This is a genomic window from Dokdonia sp. Hel_I_63 (genome assembly GCF_007827285.1).
Taxonomy (GTDB): domain Bacteria; phylum Bacteroidota; class Bacteroidia; order Flavobacteriales; family Flavobacteriaceae; genus Dokdonia.
On sequence record NZ_VISD01000001.1, the window covers coordinates 1,079,068 to 1,102,458 of the forward strand.

At 37.7% G+C, this 23,391-nt stretch carries 18 protein-coding genes; 7 read left to right on the forward strand and 11 right to left on the reverse strand.

Annotation, left to right across the window (positions count from 1 at the left end; all coding sequences use genetic code 11):
- Positions 1 to 50: 50 nt before the first annotated feature.
- From asnS to pyrH, 6 genes are all read right to left on the reverse strand, one after another.
- Positions 51 to 1,493 carry an asparagine--tRNA ligase gene (gene asnS / locus JM84_RS04785; protein WP_013750189.1) on the reverse strand — a complete coding sequence of 481 codons (1,443 nt, stop codon included), beginning with the start codon at positions 1,491 to 1,493 and terminating at the stop codon, positions 51 to 53.
- Positions 1,494 to 1,670: 177 nt separating this feature from the next.
- Positions 1,671 to 2,216 (reverse strand): pyridoxamine 5'-phosphate oxidase family protein, encoded by a 546-nt coding sequence (locus tag JM84_RS04790; protein ID WP_013750188.1) that lies wholly within the window; start codon positions 2,214 to 2,216, stop codon positions 1,671 to 1,673.
- Between the two features lie 35 nt (positions 2,217 to 2,251).
- Positions 2,252 to 4,660: an efflux RND transporter permease subunit gene (locus JM84_RS04795; protein WP_013750187.1), complete on the reverse strand. Its 2,409-nt coding sequence runs from the start codon at positions 4,658 to 4,660 to the stop codon at positions 2,252 to 2,254.
- Between the two features lie 150 nt (positions 4,661 to 4,810).
- Positions 4,811 to 6,931 (reverse strand): DUF5686 family protein, encoded by a 2,121-nt coding sequence (locus tag JM84_RS04800; protein WP_013750186.1) that lies wholly within the window; start codon positions 6,929 to 6,931, stop codon positions 4,811 to 4,813.
- A 77-nt stretch (positions 6,932 to 7,008) separates the two neighbouring features.
- Positions 7,009 to 7,566: a ribosome recycling factor gene (gene frr / locus JM84_RS04805; RefSeq protein ID WP_013750185.1), complete on the reverse strand. Its 558-nt coding sequence runs from the start codon at positions 7,564 to 7,566 to the stop codon at positions 7,009 to 7,011.
- Positions 7,567 to 7,619: 53 nt separating this feature from the next.
- Complete coding sequence (gene pyrH, locus JM84_RS04810; protein WP_013750184.1) at positions 7,620 to 8,324, reverse strand: UMP kinase; 705 nt, start codon at positions 8,322 to 8,324, stop codon at positions 7,620 to 7,622.
- Positions 8,325 to 8,605: 281 nt separating this feature from the next.
- Here pyrH and JM84_RS04815 point away from each other — a divergent pair, with 281 nt between their 5' ends.
- From JM84_RS04815 to JM84_RS04830, 4 genes are all read left to right on the forward strand, one after another.
- Positions 8,606 to 9,118, forward strand: coding sequence for a hypothetical protein (locus tag JM84_RS04815; protein WP_013750183.1), 513 nt, complete (start codon positions 8,606 to 8,608; stop codon positions 9,116 to 9,118).
- A gap of 358 nt (positions 9,119 to 9,476) precedes the next feature.
- A complete protein-coding gene (locus JM84_RS04820; RefSeq protein ID WP_013750182.1) occupies positions 9,477 to 10,994 on the forward strand; it encodes a hypothetical protein in 1,518 nt (505 codons plus the stop codon).
- 53 nt (positions 10,995 to 11,047) lie between these two features.
- Positions 11,048 to 11,548, forward strand: a complete 501-nt coding sequence (locus JM84_RS04825; RefSeq protein WP_144783010.1) for a hypothetical protein — start codon at positions 11,048 to 11,050, stop codon at positions 11,546 to 11,548.
- A gap of 443 nt (positions 11,549 to 11,991) precedes the next feature.
- The gene (locus JM84_RS04830; RefSeq protein ID WP_186439099.1) at positions 11,992 to 12,453 is read left to right on the forward strand and encodes a hypothetical protein; all 462 of its coding nucleotides are present in this window, start codon (positions 11,992 to 11,994) and stop codon (positions 12,451 to 12,453) included.
- Between the two features lie 62 nt (positions 12,454 to 12,515).
- Here the strand turns inward: JM84_RS04830 and tsf are convergent, their stop codons facing one another.
- The 4 genes from tsf to rplM all read right to left on the reverse strand — a co-directional run bounded on the left by tsf (position 12,516) and on the right by rplM (position 15,459).
- Positions 12,516 to 13,481, reverse strand: a complete 966-nt coding sequence (gene tsf, locus JM84_RS04835) for a translation elongation factor Ts (RefSeq protein WP_013750179.1) — start codon at positions 13,479 to 13,481, stop codon at positions 12,516 to 12,518.
- 91 nt (positions 13,482 to 13,572) lie between these two features.
- On the reverse strand, positions 13,573 to 14,409 hold the full coding sequence (gene rpsB / locus JM84_RS04840) for a 30S ribosomal protein S2 (RefSeq protein ID WP_013750178.1): 837 nt from the start codon (positions 14,407 to 14,409) through the stop codon (positions 13,573 to 13,575).
- 207 nt (positions 14,410 to 14,616) lie between these two features.
- Positions 14,617 to 15,003, reverse strand: a complete 387-nt coding sequence (rpsI, locus tag JM84_RS04845) for a 30S ribosomal protein S9 (RefSeq protein ID WP_013750177.1) — start codon at positions 15,001 to 15,003, stop codon at positions 14,617 to 14,619.
- The gene (rplM, locus tag JM84_RS04850) at positions 15,004 to 15,459 is read right to left on the reverse strand and encodes a 50S ribosomal protein L13 (protein ID WP_013750176.1); all 456 of its coding nucleotides are present in this window, start codon (positions 15,457 to 15,459) and stop codon (positions 15,004 to 15,006) included.
- A gap of 293 nt (positions 15,460 to 15,752) precedes the next feature.
- On the opposite strand from rplM, the gene JM84_RS04855 reads away from it, so the two are divergent.
- The 3 genes from JM84_RS04855 to JM84_RS04865 all read left to right on the forward strand — a co-directional run bounded on the left by JM84_RS04855 (position 15,753) and on the right by JM84_RS04865 (position 20,175).
- Positions 15,753 to 18,446, forward strand: a complete 2,694-nt coding sequence (locus JM84_RS04855; RefSeq protein WP_186439100.1) for a DUF5916 domain-containing protein — start codon at positions 15,753 to 15,755, stop codon at positions 18,444 to 18,446.
- Positions 18,447 to 18,566: 120 nt separating this feature from the next.
- Positions 18,567 to 19,379, forward strand: a complete 813-nt coding sequence (locus tag JM84_RS04860; RefSeq protein WP_144783014.1) for a hypothetical protein — start codon at positions 18,567 to 18,569, stop codon at positions 19,377 to 19,379.
- Between the two features lie 292 nt (positions 19,380 to 19,671).
- Positions 19,672 to 20,175, forward strand: coding sequence for a hypothetical protein (locus JM84_RS04865; protein WP_144783016.1), 504 nt, complete (start codon positions 19,672 to 19,674; stop codon positions 20,173 to 20,175).
- Between the two features lie 82 nt (positions 20,176 to 20,257).
- Here JM84_RS04865 and polA read toward each other — a convergent pair whose 3' ends face one another.
- Positions 20,258 to 23,107, reverse strand: a complete 2,850-nt coding sequence (gene polA / locus JM84_RS04870; protein WP_144785136.1) for a DNA polymerase I — start codon at positions 23,105 to 23,107, stop codon at positions 20,258 to 20,260.
- Between the last annotated feature and the right edge of the window lie 284 nt (positions 23,108 to 23,391).

Sequence of the window (23,391 nt, forward strand, 5' to 3'; positions counted from 1 at the left end):
TATAATAGTTGATATATTCAAATTTTCGCGAAAGCGAAAGAAAGTATATTCTAAAACTCCGCGTGACCAGGAAAACGTGGGTAAGGTATTACGTCACGTATGTTTGTCATTCCCGTTACAAATAGCACAAGGCGCTCAAAACCAAGACCAAAACCACTGTGCGTACACGTTCCAAACTTGCGAGTGTCTAGGTACCAAGAAAGCTCTTCCTCAGAGATATCTAAGGCAGCCATTTTTTCTTTAAGAACGTCTAGACGCTCCTCACGCTGTGATCCTCCTACCATCTCACCTATTCCAGGGAAAAGTACATCCATAGCACGTACGGTCTTACCATCTTCGTTAAGACGCATGTAAAACGCCTTGATGTTTGCTGGGTAATCAAATAAGATTACTGGGCAGTTAAAGTGCTTTTCTACAAGGTAACGCTCATGCTCAGACTGTAAATCTGCTCCCCATTCATTGATCGGGTATTTGAACTTTTTCTTCTTGTTAGGCTTACTATTACGCAAGATGTCAATTGCCTCCGTATAGCTTACACGCTTAAAGTTGTTGTCTACTATAAAGTTAAGTTTCTCGCGCAGTGGCATAGGCGCACGATCTGCTTCTGGCTTACTTTTATCTTCTTGAATTAATCTGTTTTCTAGAAACTCAAGATCATCTTGACAGTTTTCTAGCGCGTAGTTAATTACATACTTGATAAAATCTTCGGCAAGATCCATGTTACCATCTAGATCACAAAAAGCCATCTCTGGTTCTACCATCCAGAACTCTGCAAGGTGACGAGAAGTGTTACTGTTTTCTGCTCTAAAGGTTGGTCCAAAGGTATAAATCTTCCCAAGTCCTAATGCATAAGTCTCTCCTTCTAGCTGTCCAGAAACCGTAAGGTTCGTTTCTTTACCAAAGAAGTCTTTGCTGTAATCAATCTTTCCATCTTCTGTGCGCGGCGGATTTTCTGGATCCAGTGCGCTTACGCGAAACATCTCACCAGCTCCCTCTGCATCACTACCGGTAATGATAGGCGTATGTGCATGGAAGTAGCCATTTTTATTAAAATACTCGTGTATGGCAAACGATAACTTTGAGCGTAAACGCATTACAGCGCCAAAGGTATTAGTGCGAACTCTTAAGTGTGCCTGCTCACGTAGTTTCTCTAGTGTGTGACGCTTAGGAGAGAGTATCGTGTTTTTTAATTCTTGAGGATCTGCATCTCCCTCAATCTGGATATCTTTTACTTTTATTTCTATACGTTGCCCTCCACCTTGACTTTCTTCTAAGGTTCCTTTGATGGCAACGGCAGCACCTGTCGTGATACGCTTTAAAAGTGCTTCGTCTGTATTTTCAAAATCGACTACACACTGAAGGTTATTAATAGTAGAACCATCATTAAGTGCGATAAACTGGTTTCCGCGGAAGGATCTTACCCATCCTTTTACAGTAAATTCTTGATGAATTTTGTCACTTTCGAGTAGCGCTATAATAGGCGTATGTGTCATTGTATCTTATTTAAATGAATTCTCTAGATAGAGGGCAAATATAAAAGATTTTTGTGGTAGGGTAAGGGGTAAATGGACTGAAATATACGCTAAGGCGCATTACTCTTTATTGAGATTTGGAGCAGTACTCAAGTTGAGGTGTAAAAAAGGTTTTTACGCTTTCGCGAAAGCGTACCCTTAAGGGTTTAAAAACTGCCCTTTCCATGTTCCATCTTCAAGTGTAAAACTCGCTCTAATATGGTTAGGTCTCTTAAGCTGAAGAAACTCTAAATGTGTAGGTGCAATCTCAATAATAGTAAAGTAGTGGGTGTTCTCAAGGTAGTCTACTGCATCTGGGTTTGAAATCTCTGCGCCAGGAGCATCAGTAGTAGTGTAATCTTTTTTTGATGAAGGCTGCACGCCGCTGTAGTAGCGTTGCAACTCTACGGGATCTGTAATGATAGACGCGTTTCCTGTAACTTTAATCTGCAGCAACTTTTTAGGATGGTAGAAGAGCAAGCTAGTGACATCATTCTGTAGTAACTGAGCTACTTTATTGGATCTACTGTCAGTATAAATTCTCAGTTTAAAATCGTCTGTAACTTGTCTTAGTATAACTGTTCTAAGCGCAGGAACTCCAGAAGCATCTACCGTTCCCATAGTGGTGTACCTAAACGGGTGTCCCTTTTTGTTGACGCCAAGTTGTAACTCGTCTTGTGCTTCCTTAAAATACTGATCTGTCATACCTTTTTGTATAAAGATACAAAGGGAATATCTAGTTACTCAAGCTCTTTGTCAGCAGTTTCTTCATCACCCTCACGTTCTACAATTTGTAGTGCAGGTTCTTTAAAGGTGTCCTTGTTTGCAATCTCTTTTTCTAGGGATAACAACAGTGACGGTAATAGTAAAAGGTTAGCTAGCATTGCAAATAATAGAGTAGCACTTACAAGACCACCTAGTGCTACAGTTCCCCCAAAGCTACTAATCATGAACACAGAGAAGCCAAAGAATAATACAATTGAGGTGTAAAACATACTTACACCTGTCTCACGTAGCGAACCGTAAACAGATTTTTTGATCTTCCATTTGTTAGCTTTGAGCTCTTGACGGTATTTGGCCAGAAAGTGAATCGTATCATCTACAGAAATACCAAAGGCAATACTAAAAACAAGTATTGTAGATGGCTTGATAGGGATGCCTATAAAGCCCATCATGCCCGCCGTAACTAGCAGTGGTAATAAGTTGGGAATGAGAGACACTATAATCATACGTAGCGACTTAAACATCCACGCCATAAATAATGCGATGAGTAAGATGGCAAGTGATAGACTTATCACAAGGTTCATTACTAGGTAATCTGTTCCTTTCTGAAAAACGAGTGCAGTACCTGTCATGGTAACCTCATATCGTTCTTCTGGAAAGAGCTTGTCTATTTTTAATTGGATATTTTCTTCAGCGCGCTCCATTTTATCAGTACCTACATCTTTCATGAAGGTAGTAATTCTAGCATATTGACCCGTACTATCTACGTAGGCTCCCATGAGATTTTGATCATTGTCAAAACTCTTTGCATACGGCAGTATAAAATTGCGCTCGTTACTTGTAGGTAGTTGGTAATATTTAGGATTCCCATTAAAGTATGCTTGCTTTGCATACTTCACAAGGTTTACAATAGATATAGGAGCAGAGAGTTCTGGTTGCTCCTCTATGGTAGCGCTTAGCTCTTCCATGCGTTTAAGCGTGGCAAGCTTCATGACTCCTTGTTTTTTCTTGGTGTCAATCAGAATTTCTAATGGCATGATCCCATCAAATTCTTCCTCAAAAAACTTTATATCCTTATAGAAATCAGCTTTTTTAGGCATGTCTTCTATAAGCGAACCAGAAATACGTATTTGATATATACCTACAATACTCAGTGCAAGTAATAATACACTTGATCCATAAATTGCAGTACGTCTTGTACGTACCATGCGCTCCATCCAGTTTACAAACCCTTCTATCCAAGTTTTACCTAGGTGTTTAAGGTGCTTCTCCTTAGGAGGAGACATGTAACTGTAAATGATAGGAATGATAAGTAAGCTAAGTAAAAATATAGCGATGATATTAATACTCGCGACAACACCAAACTCGCTTAGTAGCGAACTCTCAGTAAGAATAAAAGTAGCAAATCCAGATGCCGTGGTAATGTTAGTCATCAAGGTCGCATTACCTACTTTGGTAATTACACGTTGTAATGCTTTCACTTGGTTACCGTGATTTTTATATTCTTGCTGGTATTTATTAATCAAGAAAATACAGTTAGGAATCCCAATCACAATAATAAGCGGCGGGATAATAGCTGTAAGTACTGTGATCTCATATCCTAGTAATCCTAGAAACCCAAAAGCCCACATCACACCTATTATTACCGTAATCATGGAGATAAAGGTTGCTCTGTATGATCTAAAGAAAAAGAAGAATATAAAAGAAGTAACTAGCAATGCTGCACCTACAAATATGCCTATCTCATCAATAATATTTTGAGCATTGAGCGTTCGTATGTATGGCATCCCACTGGTGCGCACATCGATATCGTAGTCTTTTTCAAAAGTCGCGATAGCGGGCATAAGATCATTTACTACAAAGTCTAAACGCGCTGGGGTGTTGATTAAATCTTTCTTAAGATACACTGCAGAGCGCACCGTACCTGTCTCTTTGTTGTAAATCAGATTTTCATAAAATGGTAAATCATCAAAGAGTAATTTTCTATAACTAGCAGCACTTTCGGCAGTGAGCGTGCTGTCTGTCATGAAGGGAACAAGATCAAATCGCTGCGGATTTTCTTGTTTATCTAATATCTTGAGATCTTTAAGAGAAAGGGATAATGCAACAGCGTCTGCCTTTGCAATCTTTGCAGATAAGTCATTCCAAGCAGTGAGGACTTCAGGAGTAAATAGACGTTCGTCTTGTATTCCTAACACGATGAGGTTTCCCTCTTCACCAAATTTATCTTTAAAATTCTGGTATTCTAGATTTACTTCATGGTCGTCAGGAAGTAAGTTTGCCTCTGTATAGGTAAAGCGCATATTGCGCCATTGGAAACCTAAGAAAATGGTGAAACCCACAATAAGAATGAGAATCAAAGGACGATTGCGTAGTATTAAACTCGCTACAGACTCCCAAAAACCTTTACTCAGAAATTTTGCCATTGACTTGTTTTAGCACCGCAAAGATATTCTTTTGGATGCAGATATGCGGGCAAATTGAAAAAGGCTTGTAGGTGGTAGGGGTTACGCTTTCGCGAAAGCGTAAAAAATTAACCTAGGTTCAGTAGATTGAATAAGGTTACGATGGGTTTACTACAGTTTGAGATTGAATGTAAACTTAAACGCAATGTTATCTCCCCAGTTAGGTAAATGGTAAGCTCCGTAACGGTAGGTGAGACTCGTTCCAAAACCAAAAAGCAGCTTGTTGAGTTCAAAACCAGTTTCTGTATAACCTTTACTAAGCGAACCAAACTCTCCAATGTCGAGATGATCTTCTGGGTTACTTATATCTCCTATGGCAAATCGGCTTATAAAAACCAATTCTGGTTTAAAGCTCTTAGAGATATTAAATGGCGCCAGTCTATGTTTTACCTGAGCAGTAAGCAGCTTGTCTGAAAAGAATTCACCAAAAAACATAGTCTCAAAACTATTAACCCCAGCCACCGAAAAACGCTGAAGTATCGTTTCCTTAGTAGGAGCATTAGGAAATGCGTGGAATAGGTGGGTGATAGGTAAATCTCCAAAACCAACATTTCCTTCTACCAGAAACTCCGTAGCAGATTTGTTGAGTCTGTCTACTCTGTAAAATACTTTGGCGGCAAGTTTTGTAAATGCAAGATCCCCTCCTAGACCATCAATAGCTTGAGATACCTGACCAGAAATTATAGGGTAGCCCTCATAAACAGGGACAATATCATTTTCTGTTTTTAAATATTTATTAGATGGACTCCAGCGGAAAGAGGCTGTTGCTTCAGAAATATCATAATTACGTATGATGTTCCCATCGTTATTATAGCGATAAGGTGTTGTCTGATCTAGTCTTCTATGAGCAATTTGCAACTCAGAAAGCAATTGTGGTGTTAATCTGTATTCTAGATTTAAACGGGTAGTGCGGTGTTTATAAAACTGGGTGATGTTTACTAGGCGCGGTTCAAAGAGGGAATACACACGGCGATCTGTTAAGTATGCATAATTACCTACTTCTTCTAGGTCACTGTTGTACGTTCCAGAAATCCATGCTCCCTTGTCTGGATCGAGAAGATAACCAGCACCTATACCATACTTGATATCTTGGTCTTTAAATCCATAAGCAGCATAGCCTTCTATGCGGAAACGCTTAGAGAAAGACTCATTAGTCACTCCGCCAAGTCCAAGTCTCAAACCCTCATAATTATTGAATTTTACAGGATAGGTAAGGTCAAAATCAAAGGCGTCAAAGCTAAAATAACCAATACTAAAATTATTAGTAGTCCCTAATCGACGTTCTATGTTTTCGGCATTTACAATGCGCTCTAGTTCTGAGAAACTGCGTTCATCTTTGCTAGATAACGGTGTCGTGCGATAGTTTTGCCAGAACGATTCTGGTTGCTCGCTTGCACCTTCCTTAAAAGTAATCGCATACTTAGAATCTGGAATGGTAACCTCCTTGTTCACATTGTAATTACTCATTCTTGTAGTAGCTACAAGAAACTTACGAGTGACCATATCTTCCAGCACTTCGTTTTCTATAGTACCTATAGAGATACGCCCTTTAAAGAAAGAAAGCTTGCGATCTTCACTTCCTTTATCAAGAAATAATTCTCGCTGTTTCGGTAAATAAATGTTTGCGTCTTCTATGTAGGTGTACTCTTGATTAAGAATAATGTTAAGCTTATCTGTAATACGCACTTGCACGCCTTTTATAGCGAGTGTGTTTTTATCTAAGGTCATTGTCCCAGTAAGCCCAGGAATTTTCTTAGGTTTTTTAGGGCTAAAACTTACTTGGTAATCACCATTTACAGCGCTAGAAGTAACACTGTAATTATAATTGCGCATTCCTCTTGTTGAGAGAATTCCCGCATATCGATTATTGAAAATTACAAAGTCATCATCATAAAATGATCTTGATTGTACGTTTACAGCAAACACCTCGTATCGCGGATTCTTAAAACCAGCAAGCTGATATCCAATAATATTCTCCGAAAACTGTTGATCCCCTGTAAATTGAAGTTGGCTTACTTTTTCAGAAAAGAAGTTATGCGTACTTCCATTAAGGCTGTCTGTAATTACCGTTTTCTCATAAACGTCATATGTATAAGAAGCGAGTACCTCTCTCGGGTCGTTCTTAACTTTATTTTCAATTGCTTGATTGATAATGCGCTGCACGTCTGGCTCATTCTGAGCTATCGCAGTAAAACTTAAGCATAAGAGATAGACAATTATAAACTGACGCATAGAGTAGGTTGAAAGGTAAATGTATCAAAAAAGCGACCATGAGGTCGCTTTTTTATAATTGTTTAACGTCTGTACTATTATACAGTCATGATCTCAGCTTCTTTCTTGCTAAGAACGTCTTCTATTTTCTTGATATGAATATCAGTAAGCTTCTGGATATCTACTTCTGCATTTGCCTTTTCATCATCAGATGCGTCATCTACTTTTTTGATATCATTATTTGCGTTTTTGCGATCATTACGCACACCTACTTTTGAGTCTTCTGCCTCTGCACGCGCTTGTTTTACAAGATCTTTACGTCTTTCCTCTGTAAGTGGCGGTACATTAATGATAATGTTTTCCCCGTTATTCATTGGGTTAAAGCCTAGGTTTGCATTTATAATAGCCTTTTCAATCTCTTGCATAAGGCTTTTTTCCCATGGTTGTACAGTAATCGTACGACCATCTGGAGTGTTTACATTTGCCACTTGACTCAAAGGAGTAGGGCTTCCGTAATAGTTAACCATTAAACCTTGTAGCATTGCCGGGCTTGCTTTTCCAGCACGTATAGTAAGTAATCGTTTTGCTAAGTGTACAATGGCATCGTCCATTGCTTCTTTGGCAGTATCTATTATAAATTTTAAATCTTCGTTCATGGTAATATAATTATGATAGCAAGTTTACAAAAATTGAGCCAATTCTCTTGGTATTAGTTTACGGTAGTACCTATAGCGTCACCAGAGACCACTTTCATCAAGTTGCCACGAGTATTCATATCAAAAACAATAATAGGTAACTCATTTTCTTGACTTAATGTAAAAGCCGTAGTGTCCATCACCTTTAATCCTTTGCGTAGCACATCGTCAAAAGAGATATGATCATACTTAATAGCATCTGTATTTTTCTCAGGATCCGAGTTGTAAATACCATCTACTCTCGTTCCTTTTAAAATAACATCTGCCTCTATCTCGATTGCTCTCAATACCGCAGCAGAGTCTGTAGTAAAGTAAGGATTACCTGTACCTCCACCAAAGATAACCACACGTCCTTTATTGAGATGTGCCATTGCTTTACGACGTATAAAAGGCTCAGCCACTTCATTAATTTTAATAGCTGTTTGCAATCTTGTTTTTACGTTTGCTTGTTCTAGTGCGTCTTGAAGTGCAAGACCGTTTATTACAGTGGCAAGCATTCCCATGTGATCACTTTGTACGCGATCCATTCCTTTGCTAGCTCCCGCTACACCTCTAAATATATTTCCGCCACCTATAACAATAGCAACTTCAACACCTTTTTCTGTTACTGCTTTAATGTCTTCTGCATATTCTGCAAGACGGTTAGGATCTATTCCGTACTGGCGATCTCCCATTAAGGCCTCACCAGAAAGTTTAAGTAATATTCTTTTATATTTCATAGTCTGTGTAGTTATGCAAATATACTATTTAAACAGAATGATTTAAAAATGTGTGGCAATGGTTTTCACGCTTTCGCGAAAGCGGACTTTTATAAAACAGAGATCTTCTTAAGGTCAATTAACTTGATAAAGACCGAATGTTCAATGTATTTATGGGATTTTAGAGGGGTTTTAAGGCACTGGTAATAAGTATTTTAACGTTATGTTTTAAGGGTGGAGTGATATTGAATTGTATGTGTCTCGTTATAATTTTGGAGTAGTAATCATAAAAACAACATACAATGGCAAAACTACAAGCTACATTATTAAAAGTTATTGGTAACGCGTCAAGCGGTATTGATATAGAGATTAAAACAGATATTATTTTCAGTAATCTAGATAAGCAACTCGATGTTATCTACTACGTACAAGGATTTGTTTACGACGTAGATGGAGAGGAAGATATTATGATGCCGCTCATTAATGAGTTGCATTGTCAATTAGATGTTGAGCAAGTAAAAGACGCTTACTCTAACGAGGATGATATGATTTATAACAAGCTTGGTAAGAGTTATAAGGCAAGTAATGGTAATGTTACCGCCCGTTTTAAATTCCAATTACAAAAAGACCCTAGCTCCGTTAGACCTGGTAATTCCCTTGTAAGTAATAAGGTTATTGAGGCAATGCGAGATGAAAAAGACGGCTATGCTCTTGAACTCAAAGCAATGTTTGTGCTCACTAATGAACTTAATGGCATTGCCATAAGTAGGAGTAAAGAGGTGTCTGTGCCGATAATGGATCAGTATATTTCGTAGGCCTCTTTAAAGAATTAAACAAAAAACGCCTTCATCTGGAGGCGTTTTTAATATCAATAAAGTTTGTAAAGCGATTAAGCTAGAGAAACTCTTTAGGTTTGATGTTTTATGTATACGCTTTCGCGAAAGCAGACTTTTTTTAAGAAAAATATCTTCATTTTACGGATTTCCTTTTTTTTAGCTCACTGATTTGTAGTACGTTTACTCCAAATTATAAATTATGCAACAAGCAAACAAACAAATGAAACAAAACAAAACATCATTTTTGAAAGGCTTATCCTTATTTTTCATGGCAATAATTATTGTTTGTTGTCAAAGTGACAACTAAGTAATTGACCTCGTGGTTCAAGATGAGTTTATGTCTATTCAAACAGTTGAGGAGAGCGACGCTTTAAAATATGCTACCAAAATTTTAAATAATGGCGCACGCACTAAAAATAATATCATTTTACCTTCCCTTGATGGGAAGTCATTAACTTATAAGTCGATAGTAGGAAGTAATGTGACTCTTCCTGTTTTTAATACTAATACTGACTCTAATGTGCTTGGTGAGTTTTTCTTAATAAAGGAAAATAATGAGATTAAAGGTTATTATTCGTTTTTCTACGCCTCAAAATCTGAGGATGAAATAAATAAGGGCACAAATATATTAGTGATTTTAAACGAAGATGGAGAATTTGTTAATGGATTTCGCTTAAGAGGTGGAGTTTTTGTTTCAAGATTTGTAGGTAGCTTGTCATCTCCAAAGTCCAAATCTCTAAGGGTAGTCGAGCTTGAATCATGTGATGAGTTTTATTATACTTGTGGAGTGCAAGGAATTGATGAAATTATTTTAACAAGTAGCGGTAGCGGGAGTGCTATAAATAATGGATCTGTGACAATATTTACATTTCCACCACGTGGAGGTGGGATAAGTATAGGTGTTAATAATGGTGATGTAGAAGTGCCATTGGGCGGTAGTTCTGGTAATTCACATTACAACCCAGGAGGTTCTAGTGCTGGTGAGCCTCTCTTTCCTTGTGGAGACTCTTTGCACGGTTGTGAGAAAATGAAGTGTGAAGATGGAAGCAATCAAGATTATTATGGGAACTGTGAGGAGGTTGAAAACATAATTTACACAGAAAATTTACGTTCTAAGCCTTGCCACAAAAATATTATAGAGGTTGCTATTGGTTTAAGTTCTCCTTTAACTACTCTAATCAATAGGACTTTTGAAGTGAATAGTGAAACAAATTTGACATTAGATTCTAGTGATGATGTATCTGGAAACGCAGCAACAAGACCAACCTTTCTTTACAATACATCTACAAGAACTTGTGATGTCAAAATAAAGTTCAGAGAATCATATCTGACTACTACAACAAATTTGTCTTTAGCTAGAACAGCTATACACGAAAGTCTACACGCAGTTTTAGTTTATATGCACGAAGATGGACATCTGGTAAATGATGATGGAACACCATTAGAGGGGTATGCGGATTTAGTAGAGGCTTACAGTGAATATAGGGCTGGATTGGATGTTGATTTAAATATTACTCACCATGAAGCTATGTCAGAATTTGTTTCTTCTATAGCTACTTCTGTTTCTGAATATGGTAGAGGTATAGGTTTAGATGAATCATTTACTTATTATGAAAAATTAAGCTGGGCGGGACTGACCGAGACAGAATCTTTCAAAAATTTATATCCAAAATATTTAGTTCCAGACGATGAAACAGATAACCCTGATAACGTTAATACAGAATGGCTAGATATTATTAATACTATTGCAGTAGAACAGGATAACAGTAGTTTAGAATTTCACCATCCAGATGGAACAATCTATTCTTATGAGTCTAAAGGAAACAATATCAATACTACAGAGCCATGCGACTAATTTTATTTTTAATAGTACTACTTTTAAGTTGTAAAACCTATAACAGTGATTTTTTGCAAAATAATGAAGCAGCAGATGTTTCAAACGTTGCGGCTTCTCATTTAGAAAACGTTTATAAAGATGAAAAAGTAAGCTTTGTTTTAAATGTTAATACTAGAGTTGATGAATTAATAGAAATGCTTGATGAGGATAAGCCTTATTATTTGCAACAAACAATTTTATTATCTCAAGAAAGTAGTGTTGAACTAAGCAAATCTAAAAGTACAATTAGCAGGCAGCTTCAGGGCTTAAATGCACTTAACTGTGATAATTTAAAAATCAATAAAAAATTTATCTGTTATAGCAATTTTGAATTGTACCCTCATAAGAAAAAAGGGGATCCTAGAGAATTAAAAAATCCTTTTATATATCTTTCCAAGCCATTTTTTACAGTTAGCAAGGATTATGCAATTATTTTCTATTCTATAGGTACTAACAATACTTCTCAAAGTGCTCTTATGATTTTAAAATATGATGAGAACTCTTGGGTTTTTAAAGAAAGAATGATTTTCTAATAAAATATTATCGAATATCTGTATAAATTCCCATTTTCAGAAATATGTTATTACTTAGTTATTTAAATCGTACTCATGTCATCGATATTTGTCCATTTGTACTGCATTTTACTGACTAGGATGGTTGTGCTTCTCATTTCAAAGCATATGGGGACAAAGAGGTCATTTTCAAGGTCAGTATGGATTTTTAGAATATGATGTAAATTGTTGGCTCGAGGATAGGCTCAAAAGAGTGTTTAGAGAGAGAAGTGATGGTGGTCGTGTACGAAGAGGTAATCCATATAATATTAATGTTAACGAGTATAAAAATGGTCGGATGGGTGGGTGCGAATAACTCCTATAGAAAATACACCTCAATATCAGAATTTCACGCTGTACGGGGTAACAGTGGGGACAAGTGGTTTTACAAATAATTGTTCAGAATGAGAATCTATAAATTTATAGTGATAATATTGTTAATGAGTTCTTGTGAGTCTAAAGACTTTTTATCCACTTACAATAAAAACGAAATAGCCATTTTTTATTTTGACGAGAGTATTGAGGGAATGTCAATCTCTAGAGATTCGTTACCTAATAATAGGAAATGGAATTATAATTTTGAACTGGAGAATTATAAAGATAAGTCTCAATTAAATCTTCCATTGAAATTAGTATTTAAAGATTTTAAAAATTTTGACTACCAGTTTGCTTATGATAGTACCACAGTATTTCGGCTAAGATCCGAGAATATGGTTAAATATGATGATAAAATCTGGACTTTGGAAAGGTTATCTTCACTTTCTAAAAATGATCTTTTAAAGCTCTTGTTTAGCACAAAAAATAAGTTTATTCTAGATGTTTCTGAGTTAGAGGAAAATACTATTGTTTTAAGAGAGGTGTATCGAGAACATCTTTCGGTAGAATAATTCTAAACAAAAAACGCCTCCATATGGAGGCGTTTTTAATATCAATAAAGTTTGTAAAGCAATTATGCTAGAGAAACTCTTTTAAAAGCTACTACAGATGCATCACCTTTTGAAGCAACAAATTCTGCTACGTTCTGGCTTTCATCCATAATAAAACGTTGGTCAAGTAACGCTTGCTCGTGATCAAGAGTCGTGTTGTCTGCAACAAAACGAGCTACTTTACCAGGTACAATGTTATCCCAGATTTTTTCTGGCTTACCTTCAGCTTTTAATTGTTCTTTAATATCTGCTTCTGCCTGTGCCATTACTTCTTCAGTAAGTTGTGACATAGAGATATATTGAGGTACGTTTTTAAGAGTTTTCCCAAGACGACCTAGTTCAATATTGTCCTTTTCGATAGCAGCAATACGTGCATCAGTTTCTGATGCTACAAATGCAGCGTCAAAATCTTTGTAAGAAAGCGTGTTTGCTCCCATAGATGCAACTTGCATAGAAACGCTCTTTGCAACCTCCTCAGCATTATCTGTGGCAGCGCTAAGACCTACTAAGGCACCTATTTTGTTACCGTGTACATAAGAACCTACAAAAGGAGCTTCTAATGTCTCATAACCTCCTATTTCGATTTTCTCACCTATGACACCAGTTTGCTCGATAAGCTTTTCTTTAACAGTCATTCCGTCAAAATCTGCAGCAAGCATTTCTTCTTTAGAGTTTACGCTTAATGCGATATCTCCCATTTTTGTAGCTAGCTCGATAAAAGAATCGTTCTTTGTTACAAAGTCAGTCTCACAGTTAAGTGATACAACAACTCCGCGTGTGTTATCTGCATTGATCTTTGCAATAACTACACCTTCAGAAGAATCTCTATCTGCTCTCTTTTCTGCAACTTTCTGTCCTTTTTTACGAAGTACAGTGATTGCATCATCAAAGTTACCTTCGGCTTCAACTAGGGCTTTTTTACAGTCCATCATTCCAGCTCCAGTAGCTTCTCTTAATTTCTTTACGTCTGCGGCGGTAATGTTTGCCATGATATATAAGGTTTTAAAATTGAAAAAAGTCGTCTATTCGTTTTCAACAAAGAAAAGAAGTAGACGACTCTTAAGTATTATCAAATAGTTATTATTCTTCTTCTTCGCTAGCCGCTACAGGTGCTTTTGCAGCCTCAGCTTTAGGAGCTTTTGCTTCTGCCTTTGGAGCATCTGCTTTTTTAGCTTTCTTTTCAGCTTTTGGAGAATCATCACCTTCTTTTGCTGCGTCTTTACCAGCTTTGCGATCTGCAAGTCCAGCACTAACAGCTTCAGAAACGAAACCTACGATTTTGTCTATAGATTTAGAAGCATCATCATTTGCAGGGATAAGATAATCTACTTCTCTTGGATCAGAGTTAGTATCTACCATTGCAAAAATTGGAATGTTTAATTTTTGAGCTTCTTTAATCGCGATGTGCTCTCTCTTGATATCTACTACAAATAGAGCGCCTGGAAGACGAGTCATATCTGAAATAGAACCAAGGTTTTTGTCAAGCTTCTCACGAAGACGGTTCATCTGTAGTTTTTCTTTCTTAGAAAGTGTATCAAAACGACCGTCTTTTTTCATCTGGTCGATTGTCTGCATTTTCTTAACAGCCTTACGTATTGTAACAAAGTTAGTAAGCATTCCACCAGGCCATCTTTCTGTGATGTACGGCATGTTTGCGTTACGTGCTTTTTCAGCTACGATATCTTTAGCTTGTTTTTTGGTAGCTACAAAGAGTATTTTTCTACCTGAAGCAGCAATCTTTTGAAGAGCCTCGCAAGTCTCTTCTATCTTTGCTGCAGTTTTGTAAAGATTGATGATGTGTATCCCATTGCGCTCCATATAGATATACGGTGCCATGTTTGGATCCCATCTTCTTGTGAGGTGTCCAAAGTGTACACCTGCATCAAGCAATTCTTTTATTTCGATGTTGTTTGCCATTTTTGTAATAGTTTACGTTCCGTTGGACATTAAAATTAGCAACTCCGAGTTCACGAAGTTTAGATGCTAAACTAACCTTATTAGACTTCGCTTTCGCGAAAACATAATAAGCAACGACAACATTTCAATTAATTTTAAATTTTGATAGTAATCAGTTTCCAATAGTCTCTCTGTAGTAATAAAACCACTTGAGAGCAAAGCGAAATATTAACGCTTAGAGAATTGGAATTTCTTACGTGCTTTCTTCTGACCAAATTTCTTACGTTCCACCATTCTTGGGTCACGAGTAAGAAGTCCTTCTGGCTTAAGGATAAGACGATTTTCTTCGTCTAGCTCACACATTGCTCTAGAAAGAGCAAGTCTGATAGCCTCAGCTTGACCAGTAATACCACCACCATAAACGTTTACTTTAATATCAAAGTTACCCTCATTGTTAGTCATAACAAGTGGTTGGTTTACTTTGTACTGAAGTGTTCCTGTAGGGAAGTAGTTGTTCAGTTCTTTTTTGTTAATAGTGATGTTTCCTTTTCCTTCAGAAAGGTAAACACGAGCTACTGCGGTCTTACGACGACCGATTTTGTGTAAAGTCTCCATTTACTTAATTTCGTTTAGGTTAATGGCACGAGGCTTCTGCGCTTCCTGATCGTGCTCTGCTCCTGCATACACTTTAAGGTTACGGAAGATAGCACTCCCCAATTTGTTTTTTGGTAACATCCCTTTCACGGCAGCTTCTACTACACGTGTAGGATCTTTATCGTAAAGCTCTCTAGCTGTAAGACTACGTTGCCCACCTGGATAACCTGTGTGACGGATATATGATTTTTCCGTCCACTTGTTTCCTGATAATTGCACCTTTGCAGCGTTTATGATAACAACGTTATCTCCACAATCTACGTGAGGTGTAAAGCTCGGTTTGTACTTACCGCGTAAAAACTTAGCTACGATAGAAGACATACGACCTAGCGTTTGTCCGTCTGCATCTATCAAAACCCACTCCTTGTTTACGGTAGCTTTGTTTGCAGATACTGTTTTGTAACTTAATGCGTCCACACTAATTAATTTTAATTAAACATTCCATTTCCCGCCTAAAAACGGGTTTGCAAAAGTACATAAATTTATTTATCACACAAACGTCTGTCTGACTATATTTTGTATTGTTCTTTTTCTTGGTCAAATAAGTATTATAAGGTAGTCCCAAAAATGCTCTTAATCCTTGATTTTTCACGCTTTCGCGAAAGCGTATATCTTCATTCTAAATGTTAAGATAATCATAAAGATTATTTGTTGCTGTCACATTTACAGCGCTATAGAGTCTTTCTAGTAAATCAATCAAAACCAAACCAATGTTACTTACTATCAATCAACTCCGAGCAGTAATCGCGCTCTTTTTTCTAAGTTCCCTAAGCTTAGTAGCCCAAACAGAAGCTACTGAGCTTAACATCCCCAAGAAAGTATACAACACAATTGCTGTAAAAGGAGAGGCTCCAGATATAGATGGAGACCTCTCTGATGCAGCCTGGAATGACGTAGCATGGTCTTCTGGATATGTAGAATTTCAGCCAGATGTGGGTACACCTCCCACTAAGCAGACTAAAATGAAAATCACTTATGATGATAAAAATCTTTATGTGGCTTTCTATTGTCTTGAAAGTGATAAATCTAAAATAGAAAGAAGACTAGGGCGTCGAGATGATTTTCCAGGTGATTGGGTAGAGATTAATATAGACAGTTATAATGACGATCGTACGGCTTTTTCTTTTACTGCCTCTGCCTCAGGAGTAAAAGGCGATGAGTTTGTGTCAAATAACGGCAATTTTGATAGTAGCTGGAATCCTATCTGGTATCTAGCCACAGGAGAAAATGAGGAGGGCTGGACTGCAGAAATGCGTATACCTTTGAGTCAGCTACGCTTTAGTGCAGAAGAGATTCAAACTTGGGGTATACAATCTACAAGGCGCTACTTTGCAAATGAAGAGCGTTCTACCTGGCAGCCACTTCCTGCCAATCCTCCAGGATGGGTGAGCGAATTTGGAGAGCTACGAGGTATCAAAGGAATTAAGCCACAAAAGCAATTAGAGATTCAACCCTTTGTGCTGGGGCAGTATGACACTTTTGAGGAAGAAGTGGGTAACCCTTTTAGAGATGGAGATGATTTTGGAGGGAATGTAGGTCTAGATGCTAAGATTGGAATAACAAATGATCTTACTCTCGATCTTACGGTAAATCCAGATTTTGGACAAGTAGATGCAGATCCTGGCGCTATTGCATTAGACGGGTTTGAAATATTTTTTGAAGAGCGTCGCCCTTTCTTTGTAGAAAATAAGAGTGTCTTTGACTTTAGAGTGGGTGGTGGTGCAGATAACGTATTTTTTCCTAGACGTATAGGGCGCACTCCACAAGGAGGAACCACCTTTGATGCCTCAAAAGGAGAGTATGAAGACTTTCCTACTAATACTACCATATTAGGAGCAGCAAAGTTTAGTGGTAAAACGAAAGATGGCTGGACTATAGGCGTGCTAGAAAGTGTAACAGGAAAAGAATTTGCCGAGATTGAACTAGACAATCGAGAAGAGATTACAGACCCTCTTGATCTAGATGGGCTTCTGGGTGAAAAGCGTAAGGAGCTGGTAGAGCCACTCACTAATTACTTTGTAGGTCGTGTTCAAAAAGATTTTAATGACCGCAACTCTTTTGTAGGCGGGATATTTACTACTACTCACAGAGATATGGAGCGTAGCCTAGACTTTTTACATACGCAAGCCTACACTGGCGGTATCGATTTTAGACACAACTGGAAAGATCGTAAGTATTATATAGAAGGGCGTGGTATTATAAGCCGTGTAAACGGAGATCCTCAAGCTATTTTAAATACACAGACATCGCTTACGCACTTATTTCAGCGAGTAGATGCAGAGCATCTAGAAGTTGATCCAGACGCAACGAGTCTGTCTGGTACTGGTGGTAATCTTGCTATAGGTAGAGGAAGTGGCAAGTGGCGATATGAGCTAGGAGGTAACTGGAGGTCTCCAGGATTAGAGCTTAATGATATAGGCTTCTTGCGTCGCGCAGATAGAATTGTACAGTTTGCAAGCGTAAGACGCTTCTGGAATAACTCAACTTCCTGGTATAGACAAGCTAATGTAGGTGTTGAGCAAACAACACAATATGATTTTGATGGAAATTTTAACCGTATACAGTATGAAGGTAGGGCAGAAATTAACTGGAAAAACAATTGGTTTACTGAAGTAGGAGGCGCTCATAAACCTCGCATATTTATTAACTCCTTCTTGCGTGGTGGACCACGCTGGAGATTTAATGAAGAGAACTTTTACTTTGCAGCCGTGGGGACAGATCAACGTAAGAAGTTAAGTGCTATTGCTGTTTATGTAAATTCTCAAGCAAAACAAGATAACTTTTCTTTAAATAGGTATGAGTTACGTCTCAACTACCAGCCACTTGATGCATTGAGTTTATCTCTTTCTACAGAATATGAGATGAACCCTAATAAAACACAATACGTATCACAGCAATCGTATGCGCCTGCTACTTTTGGGACGAGATATATAACAGGTGAAATTGAGCAGGAAACCTTGAGCGCAACCTTGCGCGTTAATTATAATATCAATCCTAATTTTACCATACAGTATTATGCACAGCCATTTATAGCAAAAGGGACTTATACTAATTTCAATTTTGTAGCAGATAGTGATAATGAAAACCTCAATGAGCGAGTTACACTATTTAATCAGAACCAAATAAGTGAGGTAGACGGTGGCTATGCAGTAGATGAAAATGTGGATGGTACTACAGATTATAGTTTTGGAAATCCTGATTTTAACTTCGTGCAGTTTCGCTCTAATCTTGTTGCGAGGTGGGAGTATATTCCGGGGTCAGAAGTGTTTTTAGTGTGGTCACAAGGAATAGAAGGAGGCGCATCTCCTAGAGAAAGTCTTACAGATGCTTTTGATAGTCAAGTGCTAGGGCAGCAAATTAGAAATACGTTTTTAGTTAAATGGACGTATCGATTTGTGTTGTAACTGTCTTTTGTCTGCTTGATAATACCTTACGTCGAGTTCTTGGTTTTTTAAGTTTAAGAATTTCTTAATAAAAATTTCTATAAGTGTATAAACGTATAGTTTAGCATCAAAAGAACATTTATGAAATTCACCCCTTTAGTTTTATTGATTGTTAGTTTACTGGTTACAAATACTTATGCTCAAGTAGGTGTAGGGACAGTGTCACCCTATGCTGCTCTAGATATAACAAGTAATAATAGTGGTCTTTTGATTCCGCGAGTAGATTTAAGTTCTATATCAGATATTACAACAGTAATAAATCCTAATGGGCCTACTCTTGTAGAGGGTACGATGGTATACAATACAGGAGCTGGGACATTAACTTCAAAAGGATTTTATTACTGGCAAGACGGCCAGTGGAATCAAGTAGCGCAAGCTAATCAAAGTCCAGTGCGTTTCGGTAAAATTCTTATAGATGGCTCTGGAACAATTGATGTAACGGGAATAGGCTTTGAGCCTAGCTCTGTTGAGTTTACAGCAATAAATAGAGTCCAAGGTTTTGATGAAGGTACAGCTAGATCTGGTGCAAATAATTCAAACGATATTAGAATGGCTGGAGGAATGACTACGGGTTATGCTATAAATGGCGGTACTGGTGCAATAGATCAACAAGTGATTTCTAATGCCTTTAGTGGTTCAAGTATTAATAATATAGGGACATATGCGTCAGAAGATTATTGTATAGCAGCTTACTTTGTTAACAATAATGGATCACCACTTTCTGATGATGGTACAAGTGGTGGATCAAGTGGCACTACACAACAAGGCTTTATTAGAGCTTCTTTAGATAGTTTTAATTCAGATGGATTTGCACTAGATGTAGATCGTTTTCTTAGTGCAACCGCTGGTGAACGAACTAATCAGATAGTAGTAATCTATAAAGCATATCGATAAGTTGTTAACCTTAATATCGTGTGATATTTAAGTTTTGGAAATTGAAATTTTAAAAACTAAAAAACCACATGCTAATAATAAGAATGTGGTTTTTTTTAAGGGTTACGCTTTCGCGAAAGCGTAAAAAAGGAAGTACTCATTTATACGTATCTAGGCGTTGAAAAATTTAATTAGTGCTTTAATGTCAAATATCTTCTATCTGTTAATGTTATAGTGAAAAATGTTATTTTTTTTCTAGTTACTTAATAATGTAACGATAGAACGCTCTATATTTGATAGCGTAAATTTTATTATGAAACGGATTATTATTTTTTGCATCGTAACTCTTAGCATTTCAAGCTGCGGTAATGATGATGTGAATAAGAAAGACAGCATTAAGGGAGGTGTGTACAAGCAAATATCTTACGATCTTACGGTACCATTAGATTTAAATAATGATGGTATTTTTTCTACTAACTTATTGGAAGAAAACGGAGCAGTTTTGAGTCCGCAACAAATTACTTTTAGTTTAGATAACACGGTGATACCACCTTATCCTATTACTACATGTGTAGATGATGATGGCAATGGTCATTTAAACGAATTTATATGCCTAGTAGTAGTCAACTATGTAAATCCTCCGTCGTATGTTCAGAACGAGAGAACAGTAACTATTAATAATAGTATTGTAGGACTGCTCTCTGAAGATAGGGATACATTGAGATTTGAAGAAACACTTACTAGAGACTTATTAAATAATGCACCCTCGGGAGGTTTTCATGATACAATGGCAATATCTACATACGTGAGAGAGTAACTTATAGAATGTAAAATAGCAAACATAAGAAAGCCCAAACATCGTAAGATGTTCGGGCTTTCTTTATTGTAAAGAGTTTGGTTTAATGCGCCTCTAACCAATTCTGTCCTAAACCAACCTCAACATCAAGCGGCACGGCCATTGTAAAGGCACTTTCCATTTCTGTCTTGATTAGCTCTTTAATGGCATCTAGCTCATCGTTAGGAACATCAAAAACAAGTTCATCATGTACTTGAAGAAGCATCTTTGTTTTATAGTCGCTATTTTCTAGCTTCTCAAAAATATTAATCATCGCGATTTTAATAATATCTGCAGCGCTTCCTTGTATAGGAGCATTGACTGCATTTCGCTCGGCTGCGCCTCGCACAACTCCGTTGCTGGAGTTAATTCCGTTAAGGTAACGGCGACGATCTAACACTGTTTTTACATATCCATTTTCCCTCGCAAACTCAACAAGCTCACTCATGTAGTTGCGTAGTTTTGGGTATGATTTGTAATAGTTATCTATAAGTTCTTTAGCCTCGCCACGAGATAAATCGGTCTGATTAGAAAGTCCAAAGGCAGACACACCATATATAATCCCAAAGTTTACAGTTTTTGCATTACTACGTTGCTCGCGAGTAACTTCTTCTAGCGGCACATTAAAAACTTTGGCAGCTGTACTAGCGTGAATGTCTTCTCCATCTGTAAATGCTTGGATCATGTTTTCTTCCTCACTTAACGCGGCAATAATGCGCAGTTCTATTTGAGAATAATCGGCAGCAAGTAGGGTGTGATTTTCATCTCTAGGTACAAAAGCCTTACGCACTTGGCGACCGCGTTCTGTACGTATCGGAATGTTCTGTAAGTTAGGATTGTTTGAGCTCAAACGCCCCGTAGCTGCAACTGTTTGCATATAATCTGTATGGACGCGTCCATCTTGAGCTACTTGCTCTGGAAGCGCGTCTACATAGGTAGATTTTAATTTTGATAAGCCGCGATAGTCTAGTACTTTTTGGATAATGTCGTGATCCTTTGCAAGGTACGAGAGTACATCTTCGGCAGTAGAGTATTGACCTGTTTTTGTCTTTTTAGGTTTGTCGACAAGTTTCATTTTGTCAAATAGAATCTCACCTAACTGCTTAGGAGAGCCTATATTAAATTCTTCTCCCGCTTCCGCGAAAATTTCTGATGTAAGACGCTCTATATCTGCATTGAGATCTCCAGAAAGGCTTTGCAAGAAAGATACATCAAGATTGATTCCTTCCACTTCCATAGCCGCTAGCACACGTAATAGCGGAATTTCAATATCGTCAAATAACTTACGAGTACCAGCCTCATCTAGCTCTTTTTCAAAATGTTGTTTGAGTTGTAATGTGATGTCTGCATCCTCTACCGCATATTCTGTTTGGTCATCTACAGAAACATCGCGCATAGACTTCTGGTTCTTTCCTTTCTTTCCTATAAGTTCTGTGATAGATACAGGTGTGTAGTTAAGATAGGTTTCTGCGAGTACGTCCATATTGTGACGCATATCTGGGTTGATGAGATAATGAGCGAGCATGGTATCAAAAAGTTTCCCTTTTACCTTTACGTTATACTTCGCAAGTACTTTGATATCGTATTTTAAATTCTGTCCTATCTTTTCAATCGCTGTGTTTTCAAAGAAAGGTCTCAACTCTTCTATAAGTGCCTGTGCTTCTTCCTTACTTTCTGGAAAGGGTATGTAATATCCTTTTCCTGCTTCCCATGAAAAAGCAATTCCTACTAGTTCTGCAACGAGCGGATCGAGACCTGTAGTTTCTGTGTCAAAACATACAGAAGACTGCTTGTTGAGGTTTTGTATGAATAATTTTCGCGCAAGCGGACTATCAACTTTTTGATAAAAATGCTGCGTGTCTTTTATTGTTTTGCGAGTTGACGCATCAGAAACTGCGGCTGCAGTCGCTCCGCTATCACCACCAAATAATGAAAACTGACCAGCACCAGCATTTGAAGCCACCGCTTTCTTTGCTGTAGGCGTAGAAGAAACTTGCGTACCTTGATCTGCTTCTCCAGAAAATATTTTGATAAATTGATCTTTCATTCGGCGGAACTCAAGCTCCTCAAACTTTTTTCCCACTGCCTCAGCATCTGGTTCAGAAAGTTCGTAGTCTTTTGCATTAAAAGTCACGTCGCAATCTAGCATGATGGTCGCAAGTTTTTTAGAAAGTAAGCCTAATTCGGCATTTTCTATAACCTTCTCTTTCATCTTACCCTTGAGCTTATCTGTATTTGCCAGTAAGCCTTCCATAGATCCGTATGCAGCTATAAATTTCTTTGCGGTTTTATCGCCCACTCCTGGAAGTCCAGGAATGTTATCTGAAGCATCACCCATCATGCCTAAGTAATCAATAACTTGCTCCGGACGTTCAACTTCAAAACGTTTTTGCACCTCTGGTATACCCCAGATTTCTATACCATTACCCATTCGGGCAGGCTTGTACATAAATATATTTTCAGATACCAGCTGTGCATAATCTTTATCTGGAGTGACCATATACACCTTAAAACCTTCCTTTTCGGCTTGCTTAGATAGGGTTCCTATGAGGTCATCTGCTTCTACACCTTGACGTTCTATGATAGGTATGTGCATAGCCCTAAGGATCTCTTGGATATGAGGAATCGCAATACGTATTGCCTCTGGAGTTTCATCACGGTTTGCCTTGTAATCTTCAAAAGCCTCCACACGTGCAGAGCTTCCACCTTTGTCAAAAGCCACAGCAAGGTGATCTGGACGTTCTCTCTTTATAACGTCAAAAAGACTATTAGTAAATCCCATAATTGCACTCACATCCATTCCGGAGCTTGTGATACGTGGGTTTTTTATAAGCGCATAATATCCTCTAAAAATGAGAGCATATGCATCTAGTAGAAATAATCTCTTCTGGGTATTCTCTGTGGTATTGGTCACGTGAAGTTGTTTTGAATTACGCTTTCGCGAAAGCGTATGACGGCTAAAACTCAAATGTAAGAAGATGTACTTAGATATAGCAGCGGTGTTGATAAATAGTGACGCCAAACATATGACCTAAGCAAGTTTTACGTAAAAAATGAAGTAAGTGGAGGGTTAAGCAAACTAGCTACAGCCTCACAATGATTATTTGCTAGTCATATTTCGAAGTTAGCAGAACAAGACAAAATCATCTATGGCTTTTAGTTTGCGCCGTAACGAGGGAAATTTTTAGTAAAGTTCGG